The 15,558-nt window shown below is 68.8% G+C and carries 15 protein-coding genes; 10 read left to right on the plus strand and 5 right to left on the minus strand.

Going from position 1 to position 15,558, the window contains the following annotated elements:
* Positions 1–53: 53 nt before the first annotated feature.
* Both recJ and AXA74_RS07680 read right to left on the minus strand, forming a co-directional pair.
* Positions 54–1,760 carry a single-stranded-DNA-specific exonuclease RecJ gene (gene recJ / locus AXA74_RS07675; protein WP_029580549.1) on the minus strand — a complete coding sequence of 569 codons (1,707 nt, stop codon included), beginning with the start codon at positions 1,758–1,760 and terminating at the stop codon, positions 54–56.
* Positions 1,742–2,680, minus strand: a complete 939-nt coding sequence (locus tag AXA74_RS07680) for a hypothetical protein (protein WP_029580550.1) — start codon at positions 2,678–2,680, stop codon at positions 1,742–1,744. The genes recJ and AXA74_RS07680 overlap by 19 nt, the downstream gene beginning before the upstream one ends.
* A gap of 145 nt (positions 2,681–2,825) precedes the next feature.
* Here AXA74_RS07680 and AXA74_RS07685 point away from each other — a divergent pair, with 145 nt between their 5' ends.
* The 10 genes from AXA74_RS07685 to greB all read left to right on the plus strand — a co-directional run bounded on the left by AXA74_RS07685 (position 2,826) and on the right by greB (position 12,315).
* Complete coding sequence (locus AXA74_RS07685; protein ID WP_029580551.1) at positions 2,826–4,058, plus strand: lipoprotein-releasing ABC transporter permease subunit; 1,233 nt, start codon at positions 2,826–2,828, stop codon at positions 4,056–4,058.
* The gene (gene lolD, locus AXA74_RS07690; protein WP_029580552.1) at positions 4,051–4,740 is read left to right on the plus strand and encodes a lipoprotein-releasing ABC transporter ATP-binding protein LolD; all 690 of its coding nucleotides are present in this window, start codon (positions 4,051–4,053) and stop codon (positions 4,738–4,740) included. The genes AXA74_RS07685 and lolD overlap by 8 nt, the downstream gene beginning before the upstream one ends.
* A 20-nt stretch (positions 4,741–4,760) precedes the next feature.
* Complete coding sequence (locus tag AXA74_RS07695) at positions 4,761–5,561, plus strand: TatD family hydrolase (RefSeq protein WP_029580553.1); 801 nt, start codon at positions 4,761–4,763, stop codon at positions 5,559–5,561.
* Between the two features lie 67 nt (positions 5,562–5,628).
* Positions 5,629–5,856 carry an RNA-binding S4 domain-containing protein gene (locus AXA74_RS07700; RefSeq protein ID WP_029580554.1) on the plus strand — a complete coding sequence of 76 codons (228 nt, stop codon included), beginning with the start codon at positions 5,629–5,631 and terminating at the stop codon, positions 5,854–5,856.
* A 9-nt stretch (positions 5,857–5,865) separates the two neighbouring features.
* Complete coding sequence (locus tag AXA74_RS07705) at positions 5,866–6,441, plus strand: restriction endonuclease (protein ID WP_029580555.1); 576 nt, start codon at positions 5,866–5,868, stop codon at positions 6,439–6,441.
* Between the two features lie 118 nt (positions 6,442–6,559).
* Positions 6,560–8,860, plus strand: coding sequence for a DNA internalization-related competence protein ComEC/Rec2 (locus AXA74_RS07710; RefSeq protein ID WP_080700324.1), 2,301 nt, complete (start codon positions 6,560–6,562; stop codon positions 8,858–8,860).
* Between the two features lie 88 nt (positions 8,861–8,948).
* Positions 8,949–9,836 carry a DMT family transporter gene (locus AXA74_RS07715; RefSeq protein WP_223850525.1) on the plus strand — a complete coding sequence of 296 codons (888 nt, stop codon included), beginning with the start codon at positions 8,949–8,951 and terminating at the stop codon, positions 9,834–9,836.
* A gap of 38 nt (positions 9,837–9,874) precedes the next feature.
* The gene (locus AXA74_RS07720) at positions 9,875–10,807 is read left to right on the plus strand and encodes an alpha/beta fold hydrolase (protein ID WP_029580559.1); all 933 of its coding nucleotides are present in this window, start codon (positions 9,875–9,877) and stop codon (positions 10,805–10,807) included.
* 56 nt (positions 10,808–10,863) lie between these two features.
* Positions 10,864–11,709 (plus strand): 3',5'-nucleoside bisphosphate phosphatase, encoded by an 846-nt coding sequence (locus tag AXA74_RS07725; RefSeq protein WP_029580560.1) that lies wholly within the window; start codon positions 10,864–10,866, stop codon positions 11,707–11,709.
* A 54-nt stretch (positions 11,710–11,763) separates the two neighbouring features.
* On the plus strand, positions 11,764–12,315 hold the full coding sequence (gene greB, locus AXA74_RS07730; RefSeq protein ID WP_029580561.1) for a transcription elongation factor GreB: 552 nt from the start codon (positions 11,764–11,766) through the stop codon (positions 12,313–12,315).
* A gap of 128 nt (positions 12,316–12,443) precedes the next feature.
* On the opposite strand, the gene AXA74_RS07735 is transcribed toward greB, so the two are convergent.
* Genes AXA74_RS07735 through AXA74_RS07745 form a run of 3 tightly spaced genes read right to left on the minus strand, consistent with a single transcriptional unit; the run spans position 12,444 to position 15,343 of the window.
* On the minus strand, positions 12,444–13,472 hold the full coding sequence (locus AXA74_RS07735; RefSeq protein ID WP_029580562.1) for a DctP family TRAP transporter solute-binding subunit: 1,029 nt from the start codon (positions 13,470–13,472) through the stop codon (positions 12,444–12,446).
* A 42-nt stretch (positions 13,473–13,514) separates the two neighbouring features.
* Positions 13,515–14,813, minus strand: coding sequence for a TRAP transporter large permease (locus tag AXA74_RS07740; protein WP_029580563.1), 1,299 nt, complete (start codon positions 14,811–14,813; stop codon positions 13,515–13,517).
* Positions 14,810–15,343, minus strand: a complete 534-nt coding sequence (locus AXA74_RS07745; RefSeq protein WP_029580564.1) for a TRAP transporter small permease — start codon at positions 15,341–15,343, stop codon at positions 14,810–14,812. Before AXA74_RS07745 ends, AXA74_RS07740 begins: the two co-directional genes overlap by 4 nt.
* Positions 15,344–15,558 lie beyond the last annotated feature (215 nt).

The raw sequence follows: 15,558 nt of genomic DNA on the forward strand, positions 1-15,558 counted from the left end.
GAAACCTGGCATTTTAGCGTGCTTGGGCCGGACTATGGAGTCCGGCCCTGTTTTCATGCCGCGCCGGCGTATTCGATCACCAATTGCACCGACACCAGCCCGTTCCAGACGTTCTGCTCCAGGCGATAGGCGGCCTGGATGCGTTCGGGCAGGCTCTGGTCATGCCCGAACCAGATGGCGTCAAAGCGCTGCTGGCCGCGCTCGAGCGAAAGCTTGAGGTGTTTTTCGCCCACCAGGCGCTGGTTGCGCACGGTGAATTCGTCCAGGAACAGCGGGGCCGAGAAGCCGGCGCCCCAGACCTGCTGCTGTAGCAGCCCGGCGACCTCCGCGTTGGCGTAGCCGGTTTCGAGCGAACCGTCCGTTTCGATCAGGGGCTCGAAGCGGTCGCGGCCGGTGAGCTCGCGCACGGCGGCATCAAAGGCCGGAGCGAAGGCGGCAAAGCCGTCGCGGCCCAGGGTCAGGCCGGCGGCCATGGCGTGGCCGCCGAATTTGCGGATGAGCCCGGGATGGCGCTTGGATACCAGGTCCAGGGCATCGCGCAGGTGGACATCCGGGATGGAGCGGCCCGAGCCGCGGATCTCATCGTCGCCGGCCGGCGCGAAGGCGAGGGTGGGGCGCCAGAATTTTTCTTTCAGGCGCGACGCCACCAGGCCCACCACACCCTGGTGCCAGGAGGGGTCGAAGACGCAGACCGTGGCGCCGGCGACGGCCTCGGGGGCCTGCATGGCGGCCATGGCCTGCTCGCGCATTTCGGCTTCGATGCCGCGGCGCTCGCGGTTGATGTTGTCCAGTTCGCGGGCCATGGCCAGGGCCTGGTCTTCATCGTCGGTCGTGAGGCAGGCGATGCCCAGGCTCATGTCGGCCAGCCGGCCCGCCGCGTTGATGCGCGGCCCCAGGGCGAAACCCAGATCAAAGCCATTGGCCGAACGCGGCTCGCGGCCGGCCACGGCGAACAGGGCCCGCAAGCCCGCTTGCATGCGTCCGGCGCGCATGCGCTGCAGGCCCTGCGTGACCAGCAGGCGGTTGTTGGCGTCCAGCTTGACCACGTCGGCCACCGTGCCCAGCGCCACCAGGTCGGACAGCGCATCCAGGCGCGGACCGCCATCGGGCGGATAGACGCCGCGGCGGCGCAGCTCGGCGCGCAGGGCCAGCATCATGTAGAAGATCACGCCCACCCCGGCCAGGTTCTTGGACGGGAAACCGCAGCCGGGCTGATTGGGATTGACGATGGCCAGCGCGTCGGGGAGCGTGTCGCCCGGCAGGTGGTGGTCGGTGATGACCACGCCGATGCCGGCCGCGTTGGCCGCGGCCACGCCCTCGACGCTGGCGATGCCGTTGTCCACCGTGATGATGAGATCGGGCTTGCCGGCCCGATGCGCCACGGCCAGGTCGACCACGGCCGGGGACAGGCCGTAGCCGGTCTCGAAGCGGTTGGGCACGAGGAAATCGACATTGGCGCCCATGGCCCACAGGGCCCGCAGGCCCACGGCGCAGGCGGTGGCGCCGTCGCAGTCGTAATCGGCCACGATCAGGAGGCGCTTGCCTGCCTGGATGGCGTCGGCCAATACGGCGGCGGCATGCGCCGAATGGGTCAGCGTGCCCGGCGGCAGCAGCGCGGGCCAGCCCATCTGGGTCTGGCCGGGTTCGGTAACGCCGCGCGCGGCCCACAGCCGGGCGAGCAGGGGATGGATGCCGGCGTTCTGCAGCGCCTGGCAGGCGGACAGGTCGGCGTTGCGGACGGTTAGACGGGGTGTGACCACCAGGCGTTCCAATTGTGTTTGCGCACGGGCAGCCATTTGAGCAGGCCCGGGCGGGGTTGGAGAGTGAGTCCGACGCTGCGGTCGCGGCCCAGCAGCGTCAATTCAAGCGGACGCAGGGCTTGGCCGCCGGCATCGGCCAGCGGTTTGAGGCGCTCGCTGTCCAGCACGGACAGCGCGCGCAGCCAGCCGCCCCAGTCGCCGGCGCGCGCCAGCGCCTCCAGCTCGGGGTAGACCTGGGCGTCGTGCGGCACCGGCGTCCAGGGCCGCGCGCCGCCATAGAGCCATAGGCCATTGACCGGCGGGGCGCCCCGGGCCGCCCGGGCTTCGTTGACTGGATGCTCGTACCAGGCCATCTGGATTTCATTGAGCAGCCGGCGCCAGGGGCGGCTGGCGGCATCCTGGGTCCACCAATGCTGCAGCCGGTCGCCGGCGACCGCCAACGGGCTGGCCGGCCGGGGCGACAGGCCGGGCGGCAGGCGCAGCCGCCAGCGTTGCGGGCTGATGGCCTGGATGCCGAATTCGCCATCGGCCAGCAGCGGCTCGATGGCCTCGAACAGGGCGGCGCTTTCTTCGGGCCGCAGGTCCATCAGCCCGGGATCCAGCAGGGTGGCCGAATCCGTGCCCAGGGCCAGATGGACGAGTTCGCCCAGCCAGACGGCTTCGTCTCCGGTCCGGGCGCCAGCCAGCAGCGGGCCCAGGCCCGCCCCCAGGGGCAAGCCGGGATCGGGCTGGAAGCCGGCGGCGCGCAGCTGCCAGCCTTCATAGGCGGTACAGCCCTGGCTCCTGGGATCGAAGGCGGCCGGCCGGGCCCGGCCCAGCGCCAGCCAGCGGCTGAAGACAGGGGCGTGTTCGGGCAGGTGCCGGGCCAGTTCGCTGGCCACGGCGAGGTCGGGCAAGGCGCCGGGAATCACGATATGCATGGCCGGGATTGTAGTCCCGGCCGGCGCCCGAACAGACCGACACATCCGGGCATGCCGGGATGTGCCTTGGCGCACGGGTTAATGCCATAATGCGCGGGTGCTGAAATTACCTTACGAACTCTGGATCGGCGCCCGCTATGCGGGCCTGGCCCGTCTGGGCCGGCGCGGCGGGCGCCGGGACCGCTTCATTTCCTTCATCGCGGCCTCCTCCATGGCGGGGATCGCGCTCGGCGTGGCGGCGCTGATCGTCGTGCTTTCCGTGATGAACGGCTTCCAGAAGGAAGTGCGCGACCGCATGCTGTCGGTCCTGCCGCATATCGAGCTCTATATTCCGGGCGCCTTGCCCGACCGCGTCCTGGCGCAATGGCAGCAGTTTGCCGATGCGGCCCGCAAGAACGCCGAGGTCAAGGGCGGCGCGCCCTTCGTGGCCGCTGGCGCCATGCTGGTGCGCGGGCAGTCGCTGCACGGCGTGCAGGTGCGCGGCATCGATCCGGCGCTGGAGGGCGAGGTTTCCGACCTGCCCCGGCAGATGGTGAGCGGGAAGCTGTCGGACCTCGTGGCCGGCGGTTTCGGGGCGGTGCTGGGCAGCGACCTGGCGGACAGCATGGGCGTGAAGGTGGGCGATACCGTGCTGATGCTGGCGCCCCAGGGCTCCATCAGTCCGGCCGGCTTCGCGCCGCGCATGCGCCAGTTCACCGTCGTGGGCACCTTCACTTCCGGTCACTACGAATACGACTCCTCCCTGGTGTTCGTCGATGACGAGGACGCCGCCAAGGTATTCCGGGACAGCGGCACGGCCGGCGTGAGGCTGCGCGTGGCCGATATGCAGCGCGCGCCCGAGGTGGCCGCCGAATTGACCCGGGTGCTGCCGCCCTATGTCATGGCCAGCGACTGGTCGCGCAACAACCGTACCTGGTTTGCCGCGGTGCAGACCGAAAAGCGGATGATGTTCCTCATCCTGGCGCTGATCGTGGCGGTGGCTGCCTTCAACCTGCTGTCCTCGCTGGTCATGGCGGTCAAGGACAAGCAATCCGACATCGCCATCCTGCGCACGCTGGGCGCCGGGCCGCGCGAGGTGGCGCGCATCTTCCTGGTGCAGGGCGCGCTGATCGGCGTGATCGGCACGCTGCTGGGCGTGGCCGGCGGCATTGTCATCGCCTACAACGTCCATATCATCGTGCCCTTCATCGAGCGCATGCTGGGCGTGCACTTCCTGCCGCGCGAGATCTATTTCATCAGCGCGCTGCCTTCCGATCCGCAGGCCGGCGACATCATCACCATAGGCGTGACCTCGCTGGTGCTGTCCCTGCTGGCCACGCTTTATCCGAGCTGGCGCGCCTCGCGCCTGCAACCGGCCCAGGTGTTGCGCCATGACTGATTCCCTCCAGCCGGCGCTGCGCGCCGAGCACCTGTCCAAGGTCTATGACGAAGGCCCGGCCCGCATCCAGGTGCTGGACGATGTGTCGCTGGTCGTGGCGCGGGGCGAGATGGTCGCCATCGTCGGCGCCTCGGGGTCGGGCAAGAGCACGCTGCTGCACATCCTGGGCCTGCTGGATGTGCCCAGCAGCGGCTCGGTCGTGGTCGACGGCACCTCGGCCGACGGCCTGTCCGAATCCCGCAAGAGCGCCTTGCGCAATCGCAGCCTGGGCTTTGTCTACCAGTTCCATCACCTGCTGCCGGAGTTCACGGCGCTGGACAATGTCGCCATGCCCTTGATCGTGCGCCGCGCCGATCGCGGGCAGGCCCGGGCCCAGGCGCGCGAGGTGCTGGCCCAGGTCGGGCTGGCCGCGCGCGAAGGCCATTACCCCGGGCAATTGTCGGGCGGCGAGCGGCAGCGTGTGGCGCTGGCGCGGGCCCTGGTCACACGGCCGGCCTGCGTGCTGGCCGACGAGCCCACCGGCAACCTGGACCGCCATACGGCGCATAATATGTTCGAGCTGCTCACGCGGGTCAACCGCGAGTCGGGCACGGCTTTTGCCATCGTCACCCACGACCCCGAGCTGGCCGCCCGCGCCGACCGCCAGCTCCATATGGAAAACGGACGCCTGCTGCCGGGTTGATCCTGGGCGGCTTGCCTGCCATGCTGATCGACACGCACTGCCATCTCGATGCCGCTGAATTCGACGCCGACCGCATGGCGGTGGCGCGGCAGGCCTGTGCCTCGGGGGTGGGAGCCATTGTCATCCCGGCCGTCGAGCGCGCCAACTTCGCCGTCGTGCGCGAGCTGGCACACGCCATCGAGGGCGGCGCCTATGCCCTGGGCATCCATCCGCTGTACGTCGAGCGCGCCGGCGACGAGGACCTGGACGCCTTGCGCCGGGCCGTCGAAGCGGCCTTGCCGGATCCGCGCTTTGTCGCCGTCGGCGAGATCGGCCTGGACTTCTTCGTGCCCGCCATCGCCAGCGGCGCGCCGCGCGAGCGCCAGGAGCATTTCTATGCCGCCCAGCTGGCCCTGGCCGCCGAGTTCGGCCTGCCCGTGCTGCTGCATGTGCGCCGCTCGCAAGACATCCTGCTGAAATACCTGCGCCGCCAGCGCGGCCAGCGCGGCGGCATCGCCCACGCCTTCAATGGCAGCGCCCAGCAGGCCCAGGCGTTCATCGACCTGGGCTTTGCCCTGGGCATGGGCGGGGCGATGACCTTCTCGCGCGCCTTGCAGATCCGGCGGCATGCCGCCGGGCTGGACCTCGATCACCTGGTGCTGGAGACCGATGCGCCGGATATCCCGCCAGCCTGGCTGCATGAGTCGCGCAACACGCCCGGCCAGCTGCCCCGCATCGCCGCCGAGCTGGCTGCCCTGCGCGGCTGCCCGCTGGAGGAGGTCGAGCGCCGCACGACGGCCACCGCGCGCCGCGTGCTGCCGCGCCTGGCCGCCCGCCGCTGACCGCGCGGCGGCCGGGCGGGAAGGCTCGGGTATCATGGCGCACTTTCCCCTCCCTCCTGTCTGTCCCATGCCGCTCATCGAATTCACGCTCGCCGAGGGCGCTTCCTATATCGAGATCAACCAGTTGCTGAAAGCGACCGGCGTGGCCGACAGCGGAGGCGCGGGCAAGGCCCTGGTGGCCGAGGGCCGGGTGCGCGTGGATGGTGTCGTGGAGACCCGCAAGACCGCCAAGATCCGCGATGGCCAGGTCGTCACTTGCGGCGATGCCCGCATCGTGCTGCGCGCGGGCCGATAGGGCGCAGCCATGAAACTCCAGATGTCCCGGAACTCGATCTTCGCCGTGCTGCTGCGTTCGCCGTGGTGGATGAGCGCCGGCGTGGCCTTGCTGTTTTGCGTGGGCGGCTTTGCCGCCCTGCCCAAGGATCTCGCGGTGATGGGCGTTTTCGTGGCCGTGCCGTTCGCCGCCATCTCCGTCGTGGCAGCCGTCCGCCAATGGAAGCAGCCGTCGCAGGCGCGCGTGCTGGCCGTGGCCGAAGCGGTGGCTGGCATGTCCTGGGCCGAGTTCGCCCGCACGGCCGAAGCCGGCTTTACGCGCGACGGCTGCCAGGTCGAGCGCCTGCAATTGCCCGGCGCCGATTTCTCGCTGCGCAGGAACGAGCACGAGGCCGTGGTCAGCGCGCGGCGCTGGAAGGCCGCCAGCGTGGGCGTCGAACCCCTGCGCGAGCTCCAGTCATTGCGCGAGAAACGCGGTGCGCGCGAAGCCATCTTCATTGCCTTGGGCGAGGTCTCCGACAAGGCCTGGCAATACGCCAAGCTGCAGGACATCTCTCTCATGACCGCGCCCGAACTGGCCAAGCTGCTGCGCGACCAGAAGTTCTAGGCCAAGGCGCCGACCAAGGCTGCGCCCGTTGCCGCAGGGCCGGCCAGGTAGCACCACGAAGTCACGCGGAGGTACACACAGGGCCTTGGCCGGTGCTTGCCGGCCGCAGACTCGGGCTTTGTGTCTTGGAGCGGCGGCGGTGTGGCGTAGGCGCCTGGCGATCAAAGGGGGGATGGGCTGGCTGGTGCTCTTGGCCGCCCTGGCCGCGCTGTGGCGTGGCGCCGCCTGGGACAGCGGCCTGCTGGCCGGCGAGCATGACAACCAGATCTTCGTCCTGCCGCTGACCGTGGCCAGCCTGGCGCAAGGCGATGCGGGCGGCCGGACATTCACGGCGCAGTTGGACGCTTCTCGGCCCTCAGGCATTCCCGCCCGGGTGCGCGTGACCTGGCGGGCGCTTCCAGGCGGCAAGGTGCCCGAGCTCGTGCCAGGCCAACGCTGGCGCATGGCGCTGGTGCTGCGGCGGCCTTATGGTCCGGCCAATCCACATGGCCCGCATCGGGAGCGGCGCCTGCACGCCGAAGGCGTGGGTGCCACGGCATCGGTGCGCGGCCAGCCTCGCTTGTTGGCGCCGCCCCGAGGCCATGCGCTGGAGCGCGCGCGGCACCGCCTGCGCGCCAGACTGGCCGATGTCCTGGGCGAACGCCCCTACGCGGGCGTCATCACGGCCCTGGTCATGGGGGACCAGCAGTCGGTGCGCCGCGAAGATTGGCGGGTCTTCAATCGCACGGGCATCACGCATCTGGTGTCGATCAGCGGCTTGCATGTGACCATGCTCTCGGGACTGGCCGCGGCGGTGGCGCGCTGGGTCTGGCCGCGTATCCGGTGGCGCGGGCGCCATGTGGCCGAGCGCTGGGCGGCACAGCGTGTGGCCGCGTTGGCGGCGGTGATCGTGGCGCTTGGTTATTGCCTGCTGGCGGGCTGGAGCGTGCCGACCCGCCGCACCTTCTTCATGTTGGCCGTGGTGGCCTGGGCGCTGCAGGCGCGCCTATCGTTCGGACCGGCAACGATCTTGCTGTTGGCCGCGATGGCCGTCGTGGTGCTCGACCCCTGGGCGGTAATGACGCCGGGTTTCTGGCTGTCTTTCGGCGCGGTGGCGATCCTGATGCGAGTGGTCTTGACGCCACGGTCAGGCAGCCGGGGCCAACGCCTGCGGGCGGCGGCCTGGGATTTCTGCCGCACTCAGATGGCGGTGACATTGGGCCTGCTGCCCCTGCTGGCCTTCTGGGTGGGCGAAGTGTCGGTGGTGTCGCCGCTGGCCAATGCGGTGGCCATCCCCTGGGTAAGTCTGTGGGTGACGCCCTTGGCCTTGCTCACGGGCCTGTTCGCCAGCCTGCCCGGTGCACTGGCAGATGGCCTGGCCGCCGGGCTGGGCGCGGTGGCGCACGAAGGCTTTGCCTGGCTGATGGGGGCGCTGTCGTGGCTGGCGCAATGGCCCTGGGCCACGCTGCCGGTGGCGGCATCTCCCTTATGGATCTTGCTGTTGGCCCTGGCGGGCGTGGCCTGGGCGCTGCAGGGCTGGGGCTGGCCGGCGCGCTGGGTAGGATGGCTGTGCGTCCTGCCCATGCTGGCCTGGCGTCCGGAGCGTCCGGCCGAAGGCGGGTGGCGCCTGACCGCGCTGGACGTCGGGCAAGGCACGGCGGTCGTGGTGGAGACCGCCCGCCACGTCCTGCTGTATGACACCGGGCCGCGCCACTACCGCTCCTGGGACGCGGGCGAGCGGCTGGTGCTGCCTTATCTGCGGGCGCGCGGCATCACCCGCCTGGACCACCTGGTGGTGTCGCATGCCGACCTGGACCATGCCGGCGGCCTGCTCAGCGTATTGTCGGCCATGCCGGTGGCGCAGTCCTGGGCGTCCTTCGCCTTGCCGGCCTGGCTGGCGCGCGAGCGGCGTTTGCGCGAGCGCGATGGCGAGGTCTTGCCCGCCGTCTTGCCCAGGCCGGCGCGCCAGCACGAGTGCCGCGCCGGCCTGAGCTGGGAAATGGACGGCGTGCGCCTGCGCTTCCTGCATCCCTCGGGCGAGCGGGCGCTCTGGCCCAAGGGGAATAACGCGCGCAGCTGCGTCTTGCTGATCGAGGGACGGTCGCACCGGGCCTTGCTGCCGGCCGATGTGGCGGCCGCGCAGGAAAGGGACTGGGCGCCCATGCTGCCCGCCGTCGACGTGGTGCTGGCGCCCCACCATGGCTCGGCTGGCTCCTCCAGTCCGGCGCTGGTGGCCGCCGCCCAGGCTCGCCACGTCATTGTCCAGGCCGGGCGCTTCAGCCGCTTTGGCCATCCGGCGCCGGCGGCCGTGCGGCGCTGGGAGCGGGCCGGCGCCCGGGTCTGGCGCACCGACCGCGATGGCGCGGTGGTGGTGGAGTCGGGCGCCCGGTTGCGCGTCACAGGCTGGCGGCAGGAGCGCTGGAACGGTTTTCTGCCGTGACTGGCCCCATGATTCGATCCCGGCCTGGACTGGCCGGGGCGGGCGCGCGCTTCCTAGAATGGACGCATCTGCTTATCCCGCCGCAACCATGAGTCGACGCCACGCCCTCATCCTGCTTGTGCTGGTCGCCATCTGCTGGGGGCTGAACTGGCCCTTCGGCAAAATGCTGCTCGAAGACCTGCCGCCTTTGTGGATCGTCCTGCTGCGCTCGGCGCTGGGCACGGTGGCGCTGTTCATGCTGTGCCTGGCGCGCCGGCGGCTGGTGTGGCCGCGCCGCGGCGATTGGCCGGTGATCGCTTCGGTCGGCGTCTTGCACATGACCGCGTTCTCGGCCTTGGTGAGCGTGGGCTTGAACCATGTCAGCGCGGGCCGTTCGGTCCTGCTGGCCTATACGACGCCGTTGTGGGTGTTGCCGTTGGCTGCCGTGGTGCTGCGCGAGCGGCCCGCCCGGGGCCAGTGGCTGGGGGCGGCGCTGGCCTTGACGGGCTTGCTGGTGTTGTTCCAGCCGGCCGGTTTCGATTGGCGCGACAGCGCTGCCTGGCGCGGCAATGTCCTGATCCTGCTGGGCGCCATGTGCTGGGCCGGCAGCATCGTCTACATCCGGGCGCACCGCTGGCTGACGCCGCCTTTCGAGCTCACTTTCTGGCAAGCCTTGCTGGCCACCTTGCTGCTCTTGCCTCTCACGCTGGCGCTGGAAGGCCCGCCGCGATTCTCGCTGGGCGCGCGCGACTTTGGCCTGCTGCTTTATGGCGGGGTGTTCGCCATCGCGGTGGCTTACTGGGCGCTCACCACGGTCAATCGCGCGATTCCGTCGGGGCTGACCTCACTGGGCCTGCTGCTGGTGCCGGTGGTGGGCATCCTCAGTTCGCGGATGTTGCTGGGCGAGCAGCCGGGGCTGGAGCTGGCCATTGCCGCGCTGTGCATTATTTCCGGCGTGGTGACCAGTCTTTGGGCAAGGCCATCCGGGCGGGGGTAAGATGGGCATCAATGTGTTTCTCGTCCACAGGCCCCGCCATGTCAGAACCGCGTCTGGATTCCGTCACCTGCGTCAGTCCGGCAGGATTTCATCGCATGGCCTATTGGGAGTGGGGCGACCCTGACAATGCGCGCGTGCTGGTGTGCGTGCATGGCTTGACGCGCAACGGGCGGGATTTCGACCATCTGGCCCGGCGTCTGTCGACGCGCTACCGGGTGGTGTGCCCGGATGTCGTGGGGCGCGGACAATCGGATTGGCTGGGCAACCCCATGCACTACACCATTGCCCAATATGCTTCGGACATGATGACGTTGCTGGCGCGCTTGCAGCCGGCGACGCTGGCCTGGGTGGGCACCTCCATGGGCGGGCTGATCGGCCTGGGCCTGGCGGGCGCGCTGGGCATGGCGCGCCAGGCCCACGCCACGCAGGCCCATGCGGGCATGCCCTTGCCCGCGACGCAAGAACTGCGGTTCGACCGCATCGTGTTGAACGATGTGGGCCCGCGCCTGCAGCGCGCGGCGCTGGACCGCATTTGCGAGAACGTCGGCACGCCGGGGATTTTCAACACCTTTGCAGAGGCCGTGCAGGCCACCAAGCTGGCCTGCGCCACGTTCGGGCCGCATAGCGAGGCGCACTGGAGCGAGTTGGCCGACCACAGCTATGTGCGCGAGGGCCAGCACTGGATCAAGCGCTACGACCTCAATATCGCGCTGGCGTTGGCCGCCCAGGCCAGCCCGCAGGCCTATGAGGCGGGCGAGCATTTGCTCTGGCATGCCTATGAAGGGCTGGATTGTCCCATCCTGGTGCTGCGCGGCGAGCAATCGGATCTGTTGACCGAGGCCACCGTGCAGGAGATGCGCCGGCGCAATCCGCGCACGCAGGAGCGGGTGTTTGCCGGGGTCGGGCATGCGCCCACCCTCATGACGCCCGAACAGATCGAACCCGTCGCCCGCTTCCTGGAGGCGGGCTGACAGAACAGGGACGGACGGTATTTTCCAGCCCGTCCGGCCGGGCCTACAATAGCCCCATGGACAGCGCCCGCCTCAATATCGACCTGCATTGCCATTCCACGGTGTCCGACGGCATGTTGCCGCCGGCCGAGGTGGCCCGCCGCGCCCGCGCCAATGGCGTGGACGTCTGGGCCCTGACCGACCATGACGAGGTGGGCGGCCTGGACGAGGCCCGCGCGGCGGCCGCCGAAGTCGGGCTGCGCTATTTCACGGGCGCGGAGATCTCGGTCACCTGGGCCGGGCAGACGGTGCATATCGTGGGCCTGTGCTTTGACGACAAGGACCGCACCCTGGTCGAGGGCCTGCGCAAGACGCGCGCCGGCCGCGCCGGCCGCGCGCTGCGGATAGGCGAGCGCCTGGCGGCCCTGGGCATGCCCGGCGCCTATGAGGGCGCCTTGCCCTTCGCCGGCAATCCCGAGCTCATCAGCCGCACGCATTTTGCCCGCTATCTGGTCGAGGCGGGCTATTGCCCCGATGTGCAGACCGTGTTCAACAAATACCTGGGCGACGACTGCCCGGGGCATGAACCCATGCAATGGGCCACCCTGGCCGAGGCCGTGGGCTGGATACGCGGGGCGGGCGGCCGCGCCGTGATCGCGCATCCCGGCCGCTACAAATACACGCCCTTGCAGTTCGCGGCGCTGTTCGACGAGTTTCTGCAGCTCGGCGGCGAAGGTATCGAAGTGGTGACCGGCAGCCATACCGCGCAAGAGGCCGTGCACTACGCGGGCGTGGCCCGGCGTTATGGTTTCCTGGCCTCGCGCGGTTCGGACTTCCACAGCGCGGGCGAAAGCAAGGCCGACCTGGGCCGCCTGCCGCCCCTGCCGGACGATCTGAAGCCGGTCTGGCACGACTGGCTCTGAGTCTCCCTTCCTGACCTGGCGCCCGGCGGGCGCCTCATTCGCAGTGGTTTTGCCATGAACAAGGCTTTTGTCAAAGAATCCGATCGCGACGACGACGAGGATGTGCCGCAGGCGCAGGCATTGCCGGCGGGCACGCGCAACTACATGACGCCCGAGGGCTATGCGCGGCTGCGCGACGAGCTGGCCCACTTGATGAATGTCGAGCGGCCCGGCGTGGTGCAGGTCGTCTCCTGGGCGGCGTCCAATGGCGACCGTTCCGAGAACGGCGATTATCTCTATGGCAAGAAGCGGCTGCGCGAAATCGACCGGCGCATGCGCTTTTTGACCAAGCGGCTGGATATCGCCGAGGTGGTCGATGCCTCGCAGCAACCCAACCGCGACCAGGTTTTCTTCGGCGCCACCGTGGTCTATGCCGACAAGGCCGGCGAAGAACATACGGTGACCATCGTGGGCGTGGACGAGGCCGAGCCGCTGGCGGGCAAGATCAGCTGGATTTCGCCGGTGGCGCGCGCCCTCATCAAGGCCCGCGAAGGCGACACCGTGGTCCTGCGCACCCCGGGCGGGGTGGAGGAGCTGGATATCCTGGAGGTCCGCTACCCGGACTGAAGGCCGCGGCCGGACCGGCAAAGAAACGGGCGCTGGCTTGTGGCCAGCGCCCGTGGTTTGGAAGGGATTATTGACGCCCCTGCCTTGCGTCGGTGGCATGCGCCACCGCTTCCCCCTTGGGCTGCTGCTTATTTCTTGCGGTTGGCGATGGACTTCTCGGCCATGTTGACGAGGTCTTCGCCGATCTGTTTTTTCCACTTGTCGTAGACGGCCTTGGTGGCGGCCACGAAAGCGGCGTGCTGGCCGGCATCCAGGCTGGTGACCGTCACGCCATGTCCCTCGATCTCCTTGAGCAGGGAGGGGTCCTCGGGCGTGACGCCCTTGCGGGCGATGACGATCTGTTGCTTGGCCGAATCCAGCGCCGCCTGGCGCACGATCTCGCGGTCTTTTTCGCTCCATGAGTTCCAGACGTCGCGGTTGACCACGTAGATGAGCGGGTCGGCCACGTAGTTCCACAGCGTCAGGTATTTTTGGCCCACAGTGTAGAGCTTGGAGCCGGTATAAATCGACAGGGGGTTTTCCTGACCATCCACCGCGCCGCTGGCCAGCGCCGGCTGGGCGTCGGCCCAGCTCATCTGGGTGGGATTGGCGCCCAGGGCCGTGAAGGTGTCGATGTACAGCGGCGAACCCACCACGCGCAGCTTCATGCCCTTCATGTCGGCCGGCGTCTTGATCTCGCGCTTGGAGTTTGAGAGCTGGCGGTAGCCGTTCTCACCCCAGGCCAGCGGCACGACGCCCGCCTTGTCGATGTACTTGAACATCTCCTTGCCCACCTCGCCTTGGACCAGCGCGTCGATGGCGGCGTAGTCCGGCATCAGGAAGGGCAGGGAGAACAGGTTGAGCTGCTTGACCTGGGGCGACCAGTTGATGGTCGAGCCCACGGCCATGTCGATCACGCCCTGGCGGATGGCCGTGAATTCGCGGGTCTGGTCGCCCTGCACGAGCGAGGTGCCCGGATACACCTTGATGTTGATGCGGCCCTGGGTGCGTTCGCGCACCAGGTTGGCCCAGATCTCGGCGCCCTGGCCCCAGGGGAAGGTGGTGCCCACCACGATGGACAGCTTGTATTCCGGCTTGTAGGTCTGCGCCTGGGCCTGGGGCAGGGCCAGGGTGGTGGCAGCCAGCAGGGCCGCGCCGAACAGTCTGGATAGCTTCATGGTGTCTCCTCCGTTTGTGCTTGCTTTGTTATGGGGCGGGGCCTAATAGCCCAGCCGATGCGGCAACCAGAGTGCCAGTTGCGGATAGGCCAGCACCGCGATCAGCACGACCATCATCCCGGCCAGCAGCCACAGCACCCAGGGCACGGTCGATTCCATGGGCACGCGCGCGATGCGGCAGGACACCATGAGGTTGACGGCCAGCGGCGGCGTGAACTGCCCCAGCGCCACCTTCAGGGTCAGGATGACGCCAAACCATACCGGGTCCCAGCCGTAGGCATTGGCGATGGGCATGAGCAGCGGCACGAAGATCAGGAAGATGGAAATGCCGTCCAGGAACATGCCCACCGTCATCAGCAGCACGATCAAGAGCGCCAGCACGCCGTACTCGCCCAGGCCGGAATTGACGATGGCATGGGTGATGGGATCGATGACGCTCAGGGTGGACAGGGCCCAGGCGAAGATGCCGGCCAGCGTGACCACCATCATGATGACCGCCGACAGCTCGGCGGCCTCGCGCAGAATGGGAAACAGATCGCGGACCTTGATCGTGCGGTGCACGCACATGCCCACGAACAGGCCATAGAAGACCGCGACCACGGCCGCTTCGGTCGGCGTGAACCAGCCCATGCGCATGCCGCCCAGGATGAGGACGGGCGCGGCCAGGCCCCAGAGCGCTTCGCGCAGGCTGGCCCAGAAGGGCGGCCGGGGCAGCTTGGCCTCCAGGTGGCCCATGCCATGTTTGCGCGCCATCCACACGGCCGGGACGATGAGCGCGAAGCCGGCCAGGATGCCGGGCACCATGCCGGCGGCGAACAGCGCGGGCACCGAAGCCTGGGGCACCAGCACCGAATAGATGATGAAGGCCACCGACGGCGGGATGAGGATGTCGGTGGCCGCGCCGGCCGCGACCACGGCGGCCGAATACGGCTTGGGATAGCCGGCGCGCGACATGGCGGCGATCATGACCGCGCCCACGGCGGCCGCGCAGGCCGGGCCCGACCCGGAGATCCCGCCCAGGAACATCGCCACGAAGATCGAGATCAGGGGCAGCATGCCCGGGCCCCGCCCGACGATGGCGGTGGCGAAATCCACCAGCCGCTTGGCCACGCCCGAGCGGTCGAAAATCGAGCCGACCAGCACGAACATGGGGATGGCCAGCAGGGGATACTTGGCCAGGCCGGCGTAGAAGTTCTGCGGCACGGCCAGCAGGCCGAACCAGCTGACGTCGGCATTGGACAGCGCGATGGCGGCCGTGCCGGCCAGGCCTAGCGCCACGCCCACGGGCACGCCGATGACCATCAGGCCGATGAAGACGAGAAACAGCAGCGTGGCGATCATTCCCCGGCCTCCGGTCGGCGGCGCGCCAGGCGGATCAGCGATCCCAGCACGCGCAAGGTGATGCCGGCCGAGAAAATGGGCAGCCAGATGGAGTACCACCAAGTTGGCACGCCGATGGCGGGCGAGGTTTCCTCGAAGCGGAACTCGTCGTAGACCAGGCGGGTCGACAGCACGGTAAGCAGGGCAAAGAAAGCCAGCACGCAGACGTTGGCGATCAGGCCCAGGATGCGCTGGCGTCGTGGCGTGCCGTTATCGGCGATGATCTCGATACGGATGTGGTGATTGCGCACAAAGGCCAGGCTGCCGCCGGCCATGGTCAGCACGATCAGCAGGAAAACGGAGATTTCCTCGGTCCAGGCGAATGACTGGTCGGTCAGGTAGCGGACCACGACATTGCCGAAGGTGATCAGGGCCAGGGCGGCCAGCAGGATCACGGCCAGCCAGTCCTCGATGGCAAGAGGAACTTTGACCGGGGGATCGGTTTCCGTGGGGATGATCGGTTCGAGCGGCTCTTCTTGGGGGCGTTGCATCACGAACTGCGGCAAAGGCTGATGAACAGCTCTGATAGGTGGGGGGAGGCTGCATCCTACCGTCGGGAAATCGTCGCATGTCTTCGTGTTTTCCCGTGGTGCGGGGCGATTGCAACATGTTGCACGGCAGCAATTTGGGCTTACATGGGGCTGAAACTCGCGGCAACGGCGGTGGCATGCGTCATGGGGAGGTCCGGCCCGGCGGAATATGCTGC

Origin of the sequence: Bordetella hinzii LMG 13501 (assembly GCF_001548475.1) — a bacterium.
In the GTDB taxonomy this organism is placed as follows: Bacteria; Pseudomonadota; Gammaproteobacteria; order Burkholderiales; family Burkholderiaceae_B; genus Bordetella; species Bordetella hinzii.